The sequence below is a fragment of the Leptospiraceae bacterium genome, from assembly GCA_024233835.1.
In the GTDB taxonomy this organism is placed as follows: domain Bacteria; phylum Spirochaetota; class Leptospiria; order Leptospirales; family Leptospiraceae; genus JACKPC01.
The window spans coordinates 1,592,280-1,609,991 of the sequence record JACKPC010000001.1; the positions used below are offsets into that span (position 1 = coordinate 1,592,280).

The 17,712-nt window shown below is 36.9% G+C and carries 14 protein-coding genes; 12 read left to right on the forward strand and 2 right to left on the reverse strand.

Translation table 11 applies throughout. The features are described 5' to 3' along the window. Positions 1-11: 11 nt before the first annotated feature. Positions 12-1,490, reverse strand: a complete 1,479-nt coding sequence (locus tag H7A25_07190) for an SAM-dependent DNA methyltransferase (GenBank protein MCP5499668.1) — start codon at positions 1,488-1,490, stop codon at positions 12-14. A 381-nt stretch (positions 1,491-1,871) separates the two neighbouring features. On the opposite strand from H7A25_07190, the gene H7A25_07195 reads away from it, so the two are divergent. The 5 genes from H7A25_07195 to H7A25_07215 are packed head-to-tail and all read left to right on the forward strand — an operon-like array spanning position 1,872 to position 11,231. Then, positions 1,872-2,609, forward strand: a complete 738-nt coding sequence (locus tag H7A25_07195; GenBank protein MCP5499669.1) for a hypothetical protein — start codon at positions 1,872-1,874, stop codon at positions 2,607-2,609. A gap of 9 nt (positions 2,610-2,618) precedes the next feature. After that, entirely contained in the window at positions 2,619-3,059 is a 441-nt protein-coding gene (locus tag H7A25_07200) for a hypothetical protein (protein ID MCP5499670.1), read from the forward strand. After that, positions 3,056-9,937 (forward strand): hypothetical protein, encoded by a 6,882-nt coding sequence (locus H7A25_07205; protein ID MCP5499671.1) that lies wholly within the window; start codon positions 3,056-3,058, stop codon positions 9,935-9,937. Before H7A25_07200 ends, H7A25_07205 begins: the two co-directional genes overlap by 4 nt. Before the next feature lie 11 nt (positions 9,938-9,948). Further along, a complete protein-coding gene (locus H7A25_07210) occupies positions 9,949-10,578 on the forward strand; it encodes a hypothetical protein (GenBank protein MCP5499672.1) in 630 nt (209 codons plus the stop codon). A 26-nt stretch (positions 10,579-10,604) separates the two neighbouring features. Continuing rightward, entirely contained in the window at positions 10,605-11,231 is a 627-nt protein-coding gene (locus H7A25_07215) for a hypothetical protein (GenBank protein MCP5499673.1), read from the forward strand. Between the two features lie 164 nt (positions 11,232-11,395). Here the strand turns inward: H7A25_07215 and H7A25_07220 are convergent, their stop codons facing one another. Continuing rightward, entirely contained in the window at positions 11,396-12,007 is a 612-nt protein-coding gene (locus tag H7A25_07220; protein MCP5499674.1) for a response regulator transcription factor, read from the reverse strand. A 142-nt stretch (positions 12,008-12,149) separates the two neighbouring features. Here H7A25_07220 and H7A25_07225 point away from each other — a divergent pair, with 142 nt between their 5' ends. The 7 genes from H7A25_07225 (at position 12,150) to H7A25_07255 (ending at position 17,661) form a co-directional block, all read left to right on the forward strand. Continuing rightward, positions 12,150-12,605, forward strand: a complete 456-nt coding sequence (locus tag H7A25_07225) for an ankyrin repeat domain-containing protein (protein MCP5499675.1) — start codon at positions 12,150-12,152, stop codon at positions 12,603-12,605. A 50-nt stretch (positions 12,606-12,655) separates the two neighbouring features. After that, entirely contained in the window at positions 12,656-13,270 is a 615-nt protein-coding gene (locus tag H7A25_07230) for a hypothetical protein (GenBank protein MCP5499676.1), read from the forward strand. Between the two features lie 53 nt (positions 13,271-13,323). Further along, positions 13,324-13,920 carry a hypothetical protein gene (locus tag H7A25_07235; GenBank protein MCP5499677.1) on the forward strand — a complete coding sequence of 199 codons (597 nt, stop codon included), beginning with the start codon at positions 13,324-13,326 and terminating at the stop codon, positions 13,918-13,920. A gap of 69 nt (positions 13,921-13,989) precedes the next feature. Then, positions 13,990-15,363 (forward strand): ankyrin repeat domain-containing protein, encoded by a 1,374-nt coding sequence (locus H7A25_07240; GenBank protein MCP5499678.1) that lies wholly within the window; start codon positions 13,990-13,992, stop codon positions 15,361-15,363. 1 nt (position 15,364) lies between these two features. Further along, positions 15,365-16,426 carry a hypothetical protein gene (locus H7A25_07245; protein ID MCP5499679.1) on the forward strand — a complete coding sequence of 354 codons (1,062 nt, stop codon included), beginning with the start codon at positions 15,365-15,367 and terminating at the stop codon, positions 16,424-16,426. A 23-nt stretch (positions 16,427-16,449) separates the two neighbouring features. Then, the gene (locus tag H7A25_07250) at positions 16,450-16,860 is read left to right on the forward strand and encodes a hemerythrin family protein (GenBank protein ID MCP5499680.1); all 411 of its coding nucleotides are present in this window, start codon (positions 16,450-16,452) and stop codon (positions 16,858-16,860) included. 21 nt (positions 16,861-16,881) lie between these two features. Then, positions 16,882-17,661, forward strand: a complete 780-nt coding sequence (locus tag H7A25_07255) for a hypothetical protein (protein ID MCP5499681.1) — start codon at positions 16,882-16,884, stop codon at positions 17,659-17,661. Positions 17,662-17,712 lie beyond the last annotated feature (51 nt).

Here is a 17,712-nt window from a genome sequence, read left to right on the forward strand (position 1 = left end):
CTCTAAGTTCCTCACTTCAAAAGCTTTTTCAAGACCTTCAATGTCTCATTTCGTTCTTTATCAAAGGCTTCGATTTCAGCAATGATTTCGGATGGTGGAGCATAGCTTTCTTCCTCGTATTCAACTTCTCTGTAGCGATTAATTGATAGGTCCCAGCCATTGGCCTCGTTTATTTCTTTTTTGGGAACTAAGAAACTCTTATCTGTCCGTTTACGTTTCTTCTCCTTAGGTAAATTAGAAAAACGTTGTATAATATCCGGAATGTCATTATCTTTAATAGGATTACGCTTATCGTCCAAACTGTAACCATCCGCCTGCATATCATAAAACCAGATATTTTCTGTACCTCCGGTCCCGGTTTTGGTAAAATAGAGAATAGCTGTACTTACACCGGCATAGGGTTTAAACACGCCACTCGGCATAGAAATCACCGCATCGAGTTTTTGATTTTCCACAAGCTCTTTACGGATTTGCTTATGTGCTGTGGAACTTCCGAAAAGAACACCATCCGGTACTATCACAGAAGCTCTTCCACCCACTTTTAACATACGTAAAATCAATCCTAAGAATAATAACTCAGTTTTTTTAGATTTAACAATCGTTAAAATGGAGCCTTCAATTCCATCATAGTCCACACTGCCCTTGAAAGGAGGATTGGCCAGAATCAAAGTAAATTTGTCTCTATACTGTTTTGCATTTTCACTGAGTGAGTCCATTTTTTTTAGATCGGGATTTTCTATTCCGTGCAGGACCATATTCATCGCACCAATGCGAATCATGGTATCATCAAACTCAAGGCCATGAAACATGGTATCACTAAAATGCTTTCTAAACTTTTTATCATGAAACCAATCTTTATGATTGTCCCGAAAATATTCACCGGCATTTACTAAGAATCCGGAGGTACCGGCTGCCGGGTCACAAATGATGTCCTCTCTTTTTGGTTCTACGATATCTACCATCAGACGGATAATATGGCGTGGAGTGCGGAACTGTCCGTTTCTTCCGGCAGAAGCAATTTTGGAAAGCATATACTCATACAAATCACCCTTGGTATCCCGGTCTTTCATGTCGATTTTATCGATGAGTTGCACGACCTGATCCAGAAGTCTCGGAGTTGAAATGACAAAGGTTGCCCGTCCCATAAATTCGGCAAATGCTCCACCGGATTTACCCACCTGTTTCATGTGCTCAAAAACGGAAAGATTATCTACAGAGGATTTTGTGAAAAGTTCAAACATGGCTTCCGGGTCTTTATTTTTAAATGAATGCCAGCGAAGATTTTTTTGCTTGCTGGAGAATATTTTTACTTCCCGTGGAATGCCTAAGAGAACAGAATTTTCTTCATCGGCTAATTGGATTTCATCAATTCTGCGTAGAAAAAGGAGGTAGGTAAACTGCTCAATGACAGTTAAAGCATTGGTGATACCTCCCCAGGCAAAAGCCTCCCAGATTCTATCAACTTGTGATTTTAATTCCCCTGTAATCATGAATATATCCTTAAAAAATCTTCAAACTTCCGGTGGCCGTAAGCCTTCATTTTCTTCGGTGCCTGCGGATTTCATTTTTTATTTGCCATAAAAATAACTAAAACTAAATAAGTTTGGATTGCAACAAATAAATGAGAACAGAATCGAAAATAATAAACACTATTACAACGTATCTCCTCATTTTTTCCGGGCAAATGCAAGCGACCCACCGATGGTCGCTTTCTGAAGACATTCTCCCTGAGCCGGATACTTTAATCTCCAGTTTGGATGGAAAGTGGATATTTTCCCTACTTTTTTAAACTTTTTTTAGAAGACCCTGTTCCATTTTGCATTTTTCAAACCTTTATATATAGAGCCTTAAAAAAAATCAAAGGAAGAACTATGAAACGAAAATTGCTAAGCTATCTGTCTTTTTCAGTCTTACTCATTCTTTTCCTGAACTGTAGTAAATTAAAAAAGGAGAATCACAGTCTTTTGGAAATACTCCTGAGTATTCAATCTCAGTCGGAGGAAAATGCGGGGAGTTTTAATAAAAACCAAAGGGTTCCTGTTGAAAGTGATACGGATATAGACATAGAAAAATTGGAAGACAATTCTCTGTTGTATTCCTTTGAGCTGATAGGAGGAAAAAAATATCTCTTTGAAGTATTAACAGATTCTAAATTACCCTATAAACTTCATATTTATTTCGGAAGAGAGAAGTTGAGTTCCTATGAAAATCTATACTCCCGGAAGGCTTTTTCTTTTACCGCGAATCAGACAGGGACATACCAGCTCGGTCTTAAGTCTTCGGAAGACCCCTCGTCTTTGTGGAAACTTCTTCTTGTTTCGAAAGCCGCTCAGGGTGGAGGAATCTGTATGGATGCAGAAACAGGAAGCTGTATGAGTTTTTCTAAAGAAACCTCAAATGAGTATAACCGCGGAGAATGTGTCTCTGATAATAATAAGAATCAATACAGCTATTATCATAATTGCCCTGAATCGGGACGGGTAGGTTCCTGTACTTACTTTGCAGAATCCGGTCTTCGTACATGGGTATATTATAATACTTTGTATAATCGAGAAGCTGCAAGTCTTCACTGTGATAAGCAGAGTAGCGGAATTAATATTTTTCAATAAGGATTAAAAATGAAACGAATACTTTGTAAAATACTCATCACGTTTGGTCTGTTCCTAATCGGAACAGAAATTTTAGCCGGAGAACATAAGCTGACAATTCCGGCTTTGGGACTTGATACTTTTGCAGCTTATTCCATGCAGGAAAACTCTCTTGAGATGGAAGAAATCGGATTGAAGTTTCTCATGGAAATAGATACTTTCCGAATTTTATCTATTGGTCGGGATAAGATTCAAAAGAAGAGTGAATTCCATTTGAAAGGTTTATTTATATTCGGTTTAAATTCTTCTTCAAAACAAAAATATAAGCTTCTTTCCAAAGAGAATATGGATTCCTTTGAAATAGTTAGAAGCACTGGAAATCTTTTGCTTTTTAAGCAGCCTCTTTATTTTCAAGTAAGAGAAATACGGCATATTTATCTTCAGATTCGTAATAAAGGAGAATCTGTATGAAGTATTTAGTTTATATTATATATTTATTCTGGAATATTGGAATGTTCGCTTATGACTTACCCGGACTTAGATATACCAAACCGGATATTATAAATGAAGTAAAGCCTCATATCGAAAGAGCGAATCTGGAAGAGAATGAAGTAGCCTGGAAAGAAAGTATGGAGACAGCAAAAACAAAACTATTTGAAAACTGGAATCAGGACCTGGAAGGGGAAATTCAACAGATACTTTCCTCTATTCCTTCAACCGAAACCGGGATGGAAACAGAAATTTATACTTCGGAAATACTTAACTTTTTAAAAATTCAAAAAGAAGCTTTATTGAAGCAATGGAACTCAGAAATGGAACAGTATATACTCGGGGAATTTTCTAACTTTTTAAATCTTCACACCGGAGGGGAAGAAGAAAAGGGAGAATCCTATGACCAGGAAGTTCTATCGATTGATGATTCTATAGCAAAAGAAATGCAGCCGGATACAGTTACGGAAGAATATTATCTAGGAAAAGATTACTGGGAAAAAAATGCAGCAGAACTTCTGGAAAGAAGAAAGAAATGGGAAGACGAATCTTTACAAACCATACAAAAAGGTATGGAGGAGTGGAATCGACTGATAGGGGATTTGGAAACTGAAAAAGAAAAACAGGAAACCGGAATCGAAGAAAGGATTAATTATTGGAAGAATTATAAACTAAATTTGGAACTCTTACTTAAGAAGAATCGAGAAGACTTACAGGCCTATCTGGTAAATACAAGAAGTGAGATGAATCAGATGTTATCTACCGTTGATACAAATGAGGCTATAGTAGACAAGGAAGCCTTTAAGCAGTCTATCGGAAATTATTTGCAATTACAGGAAAGTCTGAATACAGCCTTAGCTTCCGGTGCTTCTCTGGAAGAGCTATCTTTGCAAATATCAAAATATTACGATACAAAGAAATTAGAAGCTTCGAATAAAGCTGAATACTGGAAGGCTGAGAAAAGCATCACCGGAAAGATACATGAAGAAACGGTAAATTTTAATACAGATTTGGGTTATAGTAAAATCTATTGCGAAACGCTTCGAAGAGAAGGATTTGAAGATGCCTGTCCTTTCGGAACAGTTGATTCTCCCACATATAAGGCTATGAGCATGACAGAAGATGGAACCATGCTTGGCTGGCATATGGATGCTTCCACAAAAGAACTGTATTTAGGAACGAGATATTATTACAATACAGACTCTTATAAAATACCTATATACGGGTATTATACAGAAGTTAATAATGGTTTCTCGGAAGAGATTCACGGGCCTGTATATGATGTCAGGTTTGATAATACCGGGTTTGATATGATAAAGTATCAGGAAAATATTAGAATATTAGGTATTATAAGAAAAACGGGAACTCAGGATCTCAGTCGTTTTCTGAATGGAAATATCAGGATAGACTCACAGTCCAGCCAACTAAAAGCTAAGGATCCGGGCAGTGGAGAGTGGAGATATTTTACCGAAGCAGGAACTCATTCTTCCGAATTCAAGTATTATGGAGAAAAGATAACTATGGACTGGCAGATTCCTGTTTCGACTGCAAATGTCCGAAATGATCTAATTATAGAAACCAATTATTCTTATACAGATAGGAATGCAGAGGCGAATGAAACATTCTGGAATAATTTGTCGCAAAAGTATTCTTCCTATGCTGAGAACTTTCGCAACCTTTCTATAGCTTTAAGCGGTATAGAAAAGAAAGTTAGTGATTTCTTGAATATTTATGATTCCAGTCTGGAAAGTCTTACAAACTATAAAGCTGAAATTGCAGAGAGCATGAACAAAGAGATTGCCGCTCAGGTGAAGGAAAGAGATATTTGGATTGAAGAAGTATATGGCTATACACTTGATGATTTTACAAATTCAGTCGGAGAAAATGTAAATTCTGAATACAGACTGGGGCAAAAAGAATGGGAGGATGCCTTCCGAGCCTATAGAAGAAGAGAATTGACATGGTTGGAAGAAGCTGCAAAAGAATTGGATAAGAAAGTCTACGGGCCGAATGAGAGTGAAACAAGTCTTTTAAGTAAAATTGAAACTTCTACAAAAAGCATGAAAGAAGATATTCTGGAATCTGAAGAAAGAGTGGAAGATCTAAAGCAGTATGCTGAAACACAGAGGGATTCTTTTTACTTTAAAAGTGCAAAGGAGCTAATTGAAGAAGCTGAACTTTTAAAAGAACAGGAACTTATAAGTAATCAAAAAGCCATGCACTTATCCGAAGAGGCTCTAAATTCAAGTATAAGGGCAGAAAACTATCTTCTTGCAGAGAAGGATTCTTTGGTTCTTGCTTCATTGATTAAATCCGAATTTGGAGAAGAAGCTTCTGTTGTAGAGCCGGATATTGAGAGGTTTCAAACCGAACAAGTTTATTGGAAAAATGAAATAGAAGGAGCGGATGGAGGTTTTGCTTATAAAAAGCGTATTCGATTAGCAGAACTGGAATTACCTGTGCTAAAGCAGAACTCTCTGGATTTACAAAAAGCGGAGAACTTACAGGCTCAGATGATTGAAAAAGAAAAGAAATCTTTTCTTGCCCTGAATGAGAAATATAAAAAGGCTGAATCCTATTATAGCTCCTACGAAAGTGAAAAAGCAAACGCTGAGCTGGAAAATGCTGAGTATTATTATCATTTAAGTATTCGAACCCGGGAAGAAGCCAGGGAGAGTTTTTATAAGGAATATAAAGAAAATCTTAAAGATGCAGAAACATCATTTAATGAAAGTAAATTGATATATTCCTATAGTGCTATGGAGAATTATCTCAAAAGAAAAAAATCTTTATTAGAATATGATTATGCTATATTAATCGCTCAAGTAAAAGAAGATGCTTTCAAACAGGAATCTGATTTAAACTCAGAAATTAAAGACATTCTATCGAAAAGCCGCATAAACAGAACAAGGCAACAAGAGAATTTACAGGATCTCGGAGCCTTATTGGAGCTTGCTAAAAGGCTTTCGACTTCGAGTATTCCTGAAATCATGAACTGGAAAGAAGAAGCTTTACAGCTAAGCTATAAAGGTCCTATGAATCTGAATCCCAAACGATTGGATGTTTCCAATCTTTCTTACCTGGAAGCGGAATATCGGAAGGGTATCTTACACTATAATGAACTGGAAAAGCATTCCTTTCTAACAGAAGAAGAAGTGCAGTCCATTAATAGCCTGTTTGCAGGTATGAGTGAAAGCTTAAATAGTGCCGGTAATGAGTCGATTCGAAACTACACAAACTCAATTATGGAAAAGTTAATTAGCAAAGCTAAGAATCTTGGTTCCGGTTTGCAGGATAAACTGATTAAGGAGCTAAACTCGGATGTAAAGTATAAATATTTGCGGGATAAAGGATACGAGTTTCAAAAAGTATCCTCAGATATAATTCGGATAGGGAAAAACATAAAAAATGGGGAGCTCAATGCCTATGGTTATGCCATGGAAGAAAATACCTATGGACCGCAGTATACCTATTTACAGTTTACGATTCAGACCGAATACAGAGTCCCGGCTTTTTCTCTTGGGAATGCAGATTCTATATTTCGGGAAGAATTTAAAGCTCTTGAATTGCAGGGGAGCTTAGAAAGTATTCAAGAATATTATAATTCAGTGGAATCCGAAATCGCTCTTTTCTTTGATAAGGCTAAAGAAATTGAAGACGCCTATAAAGCTGAGGAATTGAATATACAAACTCTTGAAGATAACTACATTTCATTAAAAGATAGCTATGTAGAGAACTATCAGGGTCTTGAACCAGCTTATCGCACATCCTATGACGCAAGTATCTCTGACTTCAAGAAGAGCATGGAGAGCATGGAATATACTTTTTCCGGAAAACAGGGAAAACGTGTATTGAAGGGGAAAGCGAATGTGCCAACTCCTATCGGGGTCTTGCCTATGGATATAGTTTACGGAGAGCAGACTCTGGAATTACCTTCTGATTTTACATTAGCTGATTTAAAACGTTCTTATGAGTTAAGCGGTCAGGGGAGTTCGTATGTAGCGAACACGATTCAGGAATCCAATGACGATTTTTCAAAATACCTTAGAGAAAAGATAAACGCTTTACAGAAAGTTTATGAAGCGAATGAAAGAGACAAAGAAGAAAAAGGTTTTCTTTTTGATGTGCTGAGCGGAGCTGCCGGAAGTTCCGGGAGTGTGAAAAAGGCGATTCAAACTTCCTTGAAGAATGAAGTTCAGTCGAGAGTATCGGCTCAGATAGCAAAAGATTCCGGACTTCCCACCGAATTTGTCTCAGCTTTAATGGGAGGAAAGAAACCTCAGGAAGCAGCCAGGTCTTATGTTGAATCGAAGGCTAAAACTGAACTGGCAAAAGCTTTGAATCTTCCACCGGAATTGATGATGAGCTACCTGGAAAAGAACGGTGTGGTTAAGAAAAAAGATCCACTGCGTCAATATACAAATGCCGGTAGTGCTTTACTTGTAAGCGGTGCTGCCGGTCTTGTATTGGGGCCTTCTGCCGCTTTACTTCCCCTTGCAGTAGAGGTTTTAAATAGTACTGCTTCGAAAAGCTTAGGGAAAAATAACCCCTTAACTAAGGGCGTAAATTCCTATTCAAATTTTATGGATAGAACAGTAAGAAATGATGTAAGTGATTTCTTATATAAGAACGATCAAATAATTGATACAACTGTAACAGTAGGGGCTCACGTAACTACTGCTATGGCCTATGGAACCGCAGCCGTGGGGACGGCTTTTGCCTGGACGGGTGTGGGAGCAGGGATTGCCGCCGGAGGAGTAAGTCTGGGGATGGCAGTAAGTTCAGGTTACGCGGCCTATAAGGCTGCTCGTGGAGCTGTATTTGGTGGAACAAAGGGAGCTCTGGCCGGTGTACTTACAGCCGGTGCTACTGTTAGCCAGGTTGTTGGTGTTACTTATGATGTTTCCTATACTTATGACGGAGGTTTTGCGGGAGGTTTAGGACTCAGTCTTCCGGGAACCGGAAGCTTCCTTAGTGCCGGAGTTCGATTTGGAGAGGGAAGGAAAGCTTCCTATAGATTGGGAGCTGAATACGGAGGACTGAATCTGGGTCTAAATATGGATGGACAGCAAATCCAGTCCGCCTCTTTATCTTATGGAACAAGAGTTAGTGATGTAAAAATGAATCTGGGCTATAATTGGTCAGCTACGAATGGAAATGGACTGGGATTGAGTCTTGGGAATGAAAACGTCAAGATAGGTATAGATCACAGCGAATATGGTGGCACTGATTTTTCTCTGGATGGAAGCTTGAAGCTGAACCCTTTATTAACTACAAATGCGGGTATAAGCTGGAATACTAAGGGAAAATGGGGTGTTGATGCGTCTATTGAATATAAGGAACAGAGAAAGCGAGGGGAATACTCTGACATATTATCTAACGGAGAATTCGGTATTCACTATGATGGTAGAAATATAAGTGCTAATTTAGATCTTGCCGGTACCAACGCATTTCGATATGAAAATGGTACTGTAATCGGAAATACAAATTTTGCCCAGGAATTTGGTAACGCTTATTTTAAGAAACGTACTCTTGAACAGATGGAAGTGGAAAGAGAAATAAAAGAAGAGGAAGAAAGAAGGCAGGAAGAAGAACGCAGGAAAGAGTCCAGACGTAATTTCTTGAATTCCCTGGGGATTGTTGAAGAGAAAGATGAAGATGAAACCGATACAGAAGAAGATAAACTGGAAGAAGAAAAGCGTACTCTGTCTATTGTGTATATAAAAACTACTACAGAAGAAGCGGAAGATTATATTCAGGATCTGGAAAAGAGCGGGAAGTATACGGCTGAAGAAATAGCTGATCTAAAGAACTCATTAAAAACAGCACAGAAAAGTTGGTCGGACAAAGATAAGAGAACTGAGATGTTAGAAGCCACTAAAAACCTGGATCCGCAGAAACTCTATGAAATGGGAATGGGAGATGAGGAAATTGAGCATTTATATTCATCTCTTGTTACGGCAGAAGGCAGGAAGAGTAATCGGGAATACTCCGAACTCTCAGACAAAACAGCAGAGGCTGCAAGGGAGAAAAAAAGAGAGGCAGAAAGAAAATATAAAGAAACAGTAGAGCCCCTTTTAAAACTAATGGGCTCGGATTATGAAACGGAAATGGCGGTTGCTGAAAAAATGAGACAGGCGAGGGAAACAGGACTTACAGATATATTCTCGGAAGAAGAACTCATGCAGATATTTAGAGAGAGTTCCGGCAGTCAAAAACTCAAGCAGAATAGGATGTATGATTCTTATGAAGGCATGAAGTTGATTGCAGAAACCGATGCAAACCAGAAAAAAGGTGGTGGCGAACATGAAGTTGTAAAAGATATCGCGAAAGAAATTAAAGAAGGTGTATTTACAACCGGAAACAAGGAACTGGATAAGAAAATTAAAGATAATGCAGCTAAAGATAATATTGCGAATACTTTATGTTGGGCGAATCAAATAATATTTGCCAGTAATAAGGCCAGAAGAGATATGGGGCAAGAAACCTTATCTATGAAAGATGCCTATAAGTTGTTATTAACTAAAGGAGGTATTGAAGCGAATAAAATGACATCTGTTTTATACGATAAAGCTTATGAAGTACTGGCACCGAGTGGCTATGAGACTAACATTGTCAGGGAACAGAAGGATTTTGAGGAGTTTGTAAAAAACTCTCCCGATAATTCCTACTTTCATGTTCGCACTACCTACGGAGACTCTTTTACCGGGGCAGGACATTCTACCGGTATTTATAAGTCGGGAAATGAATTACGCAGAGTGGATACTATGCAGTATACAACGGTTCCGGACTTTGATGAAAAATGGGAGAAGAGAAAAGTCACCATGATAGAAAGGGTTTATTATCAAAAAACAAATTAAAGGAAAAACAAATGAAGAAAACAGGTACAAAGAGTATATTCTGGATTGCTTTTATATTGATAGCGATCTTGAATTGTAAAGGAAAAAAGGGCAGTTTCAAGGAGTATTGTTTTGGTGCTTTCGGAAACCCCGTGTTTTATACCGAACCGGGGAATAAGGGAAAATACAAAAAGATGGGTTGTATGCAGGGAGAAATAATGGAAACCTTTCAGGAATACTCGGATCCTAACAGAATAGAGAAAAAAGCAAGCTGGAAGTATGCGAGTTGCGGAAGGTTTGAGGGTTGGATAGAAACGAATGATTTATTTTGTTCTAAGGACAGGGCCTATTTAGAAGAAAGCTGGAAGCTGGGAAAGTTATTTGATGAAAGATATCAGAGACCGAGGGGATATGATTTCGATGGCAAAATCCTGATGATTAATCTGAATATACGGGAGCATGTATTTTCCCTGAGTATGTCCAAATTTGATATTTCTTTCAGGGAATATCAAATTATCCAGAAAGATACCTGGAGGGTGCAAAATAAAACCGAATCTTTGCTCTTGCAGTATAAGCCCGGAGGAATTATCAGTTTTACAGTAGAGAAAGACCCGAATAACAAGTTAAGCTTTTTAAATGGCAGAGAACTTCAGGGTAAATGAAATAGGAAGAAAATGAGGAAAAACTAATGAATAGAATAATGGAAAAAATTTTAAGTCTTATATTTTTATCTGTCCTGATGACAGCTTGCAAAGAAAAGCGTATTCCTCTTGAATACTGTGTGCATTTTTCGGATATGGCTCTTTATGCTGAGCCCAAAGTAGATAAGTCGAAACAGTTGGGAAGCTGCAAAAAAGAGAAACCTTTTGAAGAGTATGATTCGGAATCTATAGAACAGGGAAAAAAATATAATACCTGGCTAAATGTGGTATGCTCCGGAAAAGAAGGCTGGGTTTTATCTGAAGGAAGTTATTGCCATAGGGATAATGGCTTTATTGAAGCCAACCTGAATAAGATAAAGCTGGCCAGACAATTTAATAAGGAATTGGATCAGGGAGAAAATTACGGCGGAGCTTCATTTGGAGTTATGGTGCATAAGGATGACCTTCGAGCTGTGATATATTTGGGAAAACAGTATTTCTTTTCAAATTATACTCGGATTGGCTACATGCAATGGAGGCTTACGAATGAGTTTGGGGAATCTATAGTCGTAAAAAGGGTAAACCGAACCATATACTTTCAGGTAGAAAAAGATCCGGATGAAAGGTTCAGAGAACTCAGAACGGAGAGTTTTACCGCAGAACCACAGCTTTAAACGGTATTTTAGATAAACAGAAAATACACAGTTCCTAAATTATCCTGCGGAAAACTCTTTTTCCGTAGGCTTTTTTTATCAAGAAAATAATAGCTGTTTAACCCGGAAATTCTTACTGACTACCGGTTTAAACCGGTAGTCAAGGGAATGTTAGTAGATGTTGTTTAACCCGGATTTTGATTTATGAATTGTTGTATGAGTTCTATATTATTTTTAACACCAAATTTCTTACGTAAATGTGCTGCATGATATTCTATGGTTCTTTGAGATTTCCCCAGTTCTTTTCCGATTTCTTTTGCTGATTTTCCGAGACTGAGTTGCTTTAGAATCTGCTGTCTGATTTGCCCTTCTTCATCTGATAGAATATTAGAATATAATAGATGCTTAATTTCCTGACTATAATAAGTTTCTCCGAGAGAGATGTTATAAAGTGCTTTGAGGATAGTTAGCAGTCCTTCTGATTTCAAAATATAGCCATCGACACCGATTTTTTTAGCCTGATTAATAAAGATTAATTCACTATGCAGAGAAAATATAACTCTTTTTATTTCAGGATATTGTTTTTTTACTTCTTTGAGAAATTCAATTCCATTCATTCCCGGAATATCAATATCGCTGATGATAGCGAAGATATGGGATTTGCTTTTTTTAAGATACTGTAAGGCCTGTCTTGCCCTGGTGAATTTTTCTATGATTTGAAAGTTTGCTTTTTGGCTCAGGATTTCAATACCTTCTAATACAATCTCATGGTCATCGACTAAAATTATATTCTTCATTTTTTGAACTTATTGTAAATCCTTGCATTCAATAAATAAAAAAAATTAAAAAGACTAGTAAATTTACTAGTTTCATTAAAAAAAACTCTGTAACTTTCTTATTTGATTTGATACTCGTACTGTAAAATCGAGGAGAGGTATAATGAAGTCTATTTTATTCCTGAGTTTTTTATGTAGCTTCGGGCTTTTAAGTGCAGAGAGTTTGGATGGGTACGTGAAAAGAACCCTTGCCGGAGCTAAAAATGGTAAAAAGGCAATTTTTAATATGAATGAACCTTCAGTTCCGGAGGTAAAAAGTCGCAGTCTGGAAAAAGAAGATCCGCTTGGTGAGGAACTAATTCGAGCGGTGAGTGAGGGAGACTTAAATAAAGTGAAAAGTCTGGTTGGCAGAGGAGCCAATGTGAATTACGGTCGAAGAAGCGGTCGTTGTTTTAAAGGGGCAACCCCACTCTGGGAGGCTACTAATCAATATAAATACGAAATAGCTTCTTATCTGGTTTCTAAAGGAGCAGATGTAAATAAGCAAGATGACTATGGTTGGACTCCCTTATATTTAACTGCACAAAAAGGCCCCTGGACATTGCTAAATTATTATTAAAAAATGGTGCGAATGTAAATCATCAAACAAAAGATGGAAATAGTATTCTTATGGCAGCTGCTACAGGTAAATATGAAGTCTTCATGGAAGTGCTACATTATAATCCTAATCTGAAATTGAAAGATGATAAGGGTTTAACCGTGAATTCATACGTGATTAATGAATTGGCTGAAGTGAAAGAACAAACAATTAGAGGCTCAAAGAGATATAAGTATTTAACAGAAACGCTTAAAATTTCACCTGAAAATGTATTCGCCAGTCGATCCTGGAGAGAACCATGGCTAAGATCACGTTTAGTTGTTTTAAATACAGGAATTCAAAATCATAAAAGTTGTTTTGAGCAATTAAAAAGTAAAACCTCCATGCGCTGGGAAACAAAACGTGCAAGTTCCGGAAAAACAATTGGGTATGGTACATTGAGGCTTACCCCTGCCACTTATAATAGTATTTCTGGAGTAAAAACAAGTTACTTCAATATTGTGCAAATCAATGATAAGCGTAAGGGGCAAGAAGTTAAAGGGAATATTTATTCTACTGAATCCACACTTGAATTAAAATTAATTACCGGCAAAGAAAAATGGTATGGTTATTGTTATAACGGAAGAGTCGAAGGTCTAATTTCAGTGGAAGGAAAGAGCGTTCTATATAATTGGACTATGTATTAAGACATAGTTACAAAAGAAAATGTACATAACAATAAATAGAAGGAAGAAATAATATGTTTAAAATTTTATCTATTATGCTCTTAGGCATTTCAACAAGTATATGGTCTATTGATATGACCGTACCTTATGGAAAAGACTCTATCCGTTTCAAAATACGAAACGTTATAATTAACGGACAATCAGACCAGATAAGCCTTGCAAAAGGTGGAAGCATACAGGTGAGTCTCGAAGTGTATCATAATTGTCCCCGCTGTGGTGGCGCTTTAAACCAGGTGATTGTAGGTCTTGCCGGTGAAAGTAAGGCCCAGGCCTGTGTTTGGGACGGGATGAATTATAGCAGCGGAATACCGGCTTTTTGCAGAACAGATAAGGGGAAGGTATATTCGGGTTGTAGTTTGAACAGAAAGCCGGCAGTTTGGGAAAAGAAAAAATTTAGCCTGATTCTTCCAAATAAGGCCGGAACTTATTATATCCGTGCCAGATATGCTCAGGCTTATGGTTGTCCGGGTGGAGCTTTAGGCTGGTGGAAAGTGGACTTGCCGAATGGACCTACTGAGAATGCGAATATAGGAATTGTAAAAATTTTGGATGGAACTAAAGAAGAGAATCCGGATGATATTCCACCGCCACCACCCGCACCCGGATACTAAGATATAAGAACAGAAGTAGTTTAATACTAAAATATTGAACTACTTTTTTAAGAAGGAAGAGGAAAGCAAATGCAGAGAGTGAAACAAATTATTTATATAGGAATCATATTTATTCTAACTACATTTTTATTAGAATTGCCGGCCCAGGATAATAGAGATTTGAGGAAAAAGGCTTATGATGCAATCATGAAAAACAACCTATCGCAGTTGGAAAAACTGGTACAAAATGGTCTGAGTGTAAATGAGAGTTCACCTTATACGAGTGATAGGCTATTGGTAGTTGCGATGGGCAGAAAGAAATTTGATATAGCTAAGTGGTTGATTGAAAAAGGAGCAGATGTAAATCACAGGGGCTCGAATCGAAATGCCCTGTTTTACGCAGTTGTTCATAATCAGTTTCCTATTTTGAAATTGATGGTACAGCACGGCGGAAGCATAAAAAAGTATTTTGATGGATCCGGCGGTTTAATGGTAGAAGCGATTCATGTAAGAAATCTCGAAATGCTGAAATATATCTACGAGCAGGGCGGAAGGTTGGAGGAAAAGTCTTATGGTTCCAATAGTCTTCTGCATATAGCAGCTCAAATGGCAGCACTGGATATAAGTAAATGGTTAATTCAAAAAGGGATGGATGTTAATATTACAAATGTAGAAGGTTCTCGTCCCCTGGATCTGGCTTTGTCTACAAAGGACAATCGAAGTTTTCGGGAGGAAATTAAAATTCCGAAAGAAGATTACGAAAAGCTAATTCTCTATTTAAAATCTGTCGGAGCCGAAATAGGCGGAGAACATCTTTCTGTGAAAGCTCAAAACAAATGGTACTCGGATCTCAAAACTGCTGCCAAAAGTGGCAATTTATCTGAATTAAAGAAGTTGACAGAACGGAATGATTTCCCTTTTTCCCCGAACACGGTTTATGTAGCTTTTAAAGCAGGTCATGCAGAAGCCGCGCGGTATCTGATCCATAAATATAAACTTCATAGTCATTATATTTTAAGAACTATTATTGATTTTAAGCAAATGTATCTCTTGCCTAAATTAATAGAGTATGGTGCGAGCCTTAAACTAAATAATTCTCTGGATTCCAGCACTAATTTGGTATCGTATGCTATCGATAATTCCCCAGATATTTCTATTATTAAAACGCTTGTGAAAGCCGGTGTTTCGGTAAATGAACGCTCCTACGACGACAGGACAGGAGAAACTCCTTTGCATTTTGCTGTTATGCGCATGGCTGATTATGAAATTGTTCAATATCTCATTCAACAGGGAGCAAATCCTGACTTAAAAGCTAATACGATTTATGGAGATAATCTCAGTCCGGGAGAAATAATCGCTGATATTTTAAAGAATGGAGTTTATCGATATGAGAGGAGAGTGGAATTGAAAAAATATGAAAAAGAACATCTACTCAGAATTAAAAAACTTTTAGAGGGAAAGTAAGATGAAGAGAAGTAGATATTGGATGATTATAAGTTTCCTTGTATTCAGTTTTTTTAGTTTAGAAGCAAAAGCGAATAAGTTTTATCATACAAGATATGGTAAGATACATATTGAAAAAATAAGAAGGCCTCTTTTTACCCAGATAGACGGAAAATGTCGAACTGTAGAACAGGATGTTACCATGTATTGTCATGATAAACTTTGTTTTCTATGGGAAAATCCTGAAGGAAAATATGAAGAAAAACCTTTGAAAAAATCCCGTGTATTAGCCATGCTAAATGTTTTGCAAGTTTATATTGATTCTGCAATGGAGATAACAGCCTATACACCGAAGAAGATTTCCTGGTCTACTATTAAGGGGAAAGATGGAAAGACAAGACACTGGATGATTGAAACCCCCCGTGAACTTTGTCCCGGTTATGGAGGTGCCGGCTATAACGGGCAGGCCTGGGTAGCTATACCCAAATCATTTTTCTATGAGTTCTATAACACGATTTATAAGGAAACACCGGTTGTTCCTTTTATATATTTTTATGAATTGAGCAGAAATTTGTACGACATAAAATTTGATAATAATCTGGATTGGAATTTGGAAAATGATCCGAGTAAATATGGTTTTTGGACAGTAGGTATCAATGGCTTATTTGGTGTTATTTTTCCGGAAATTATTGGAGTAAATATGCAGTTCCACGGACAAGATATTCCTACCTTTAAAGAATCTAAACTAGTGCATTTACGGGAATACATGAATAACAAAAAATGGAATTTTCAAAATACCTGGCTGAAATACGCACTGCCCTGGGAAAAGGAGAAGGGTCGAACTAAAAGTCTCGATGATTTGATTTCTGGTTTATTTGTCTATATGTATGATAATTTTGGTGGTAAGATTTTTTTAAAGAAGTTTTACAAGGAAATGTATAAACAAAAAAATACTCCCTCCCGAAATGATTATAAACTTAGAGCCAGAAATTTTATCAGGGCAGTGAAAAAAGCGAATCAGAGTAAAAAAGATATAGATAGTTTTTTTAAGAGCGAAATGAAATGGAATATAGTATATGAATAAATAATAAAATAGCGGAGATTAATATGGAAACGATTATTTGGGATAGTAAACTTTTAAGTGTTGGAATTGATGAGTTTGATGAAGAACATTATGAATTGATTAAGCATTTGAATGAGTTAGATCAAGCAGTGAAAACCGGTGCAGCCAAACAGACTCTGGAACTGGTTTTAACTCACTTGATTAAATACACTCGGATTCATTTCGGTCATGAGGAAAAATACATGAAGAAGTATAGTTATCCGGATTATGAATCTCATAAGAGAGAACATGAGGAACTCACAGCACGGGTGAATGAGTTTTACGAGAGATATAAATCCGGACAAATATCCTTTTCCATAGAAGTTTTAAAGTTTTTATATAACTGGTTATTGAATCATATCCTTGGCTGTGATATGAAGTATAAGGAATTCTTTAAAGGAAAAAAAATTCAGTAAGGTTTATTACACGGGGATAATATGAGATTTATATCAAAAACTCTATTCGTAATGTCGTTTGTAACAAGTTTATTTATGTTCTTATTTACCCTAACTGTGCACGTACTTGGTTTTCTAAATTTTGAAAATGTGCAAAGTTTTAAAGAACAGATCCCATTGATGGGAATGTTTCCCCTGCTGATAGTTATTGTTTGGGGATTTATCAACAGACAATTCTCTGAAGGACGGGCATTATCCTATGCAGGGAGTATGAAGTTTTTTTTGAAAATTCTGTATATACTAATATTCGTGGTAAGCCTGTTTTTATTTTTCTTTGCTTTAACTTTGCATATACTTAGCTTTTCTAGTCATGGCAATACTGAAAGCCTTATTGGGCTGGCAACAATAACAATGTTAGGAATATTTCCAGTGTTTTTCATTGCTCTTTTAGGATTTATTCACAGACAGGTGATTACAGGAAAGATTAATGAAAATGGTTTTTCCTCTATGGCAGATAGTTTAGAAATTAAAAAAAGCACACTGGTAGTATTTATTGTCCTGATTCAGGCTATTGGTTTTTATGTAGCGGCTAACTTCATAAAGAATGCGGATTATGGTTCGATTCAAAAACTGAAGGATGGACGATTTGTTTCTATGAATCACGGAACTATAGTCAAAGAATATAAAACAGAGGAAGAGATACAATATGGTTTACGTAATTCTCTCCGCTTTGAAACGGGACATCCTTTGATCTTCTATTTTTTTTCCTGTGCAATCTTATTCAGATTAAGTCAGTTATCATTCAGGGAGGGTAAAGAATAACTCATAAAAAGTTATAAAAATCTTATCGTATTCATGTTTCTTAAAAGATTA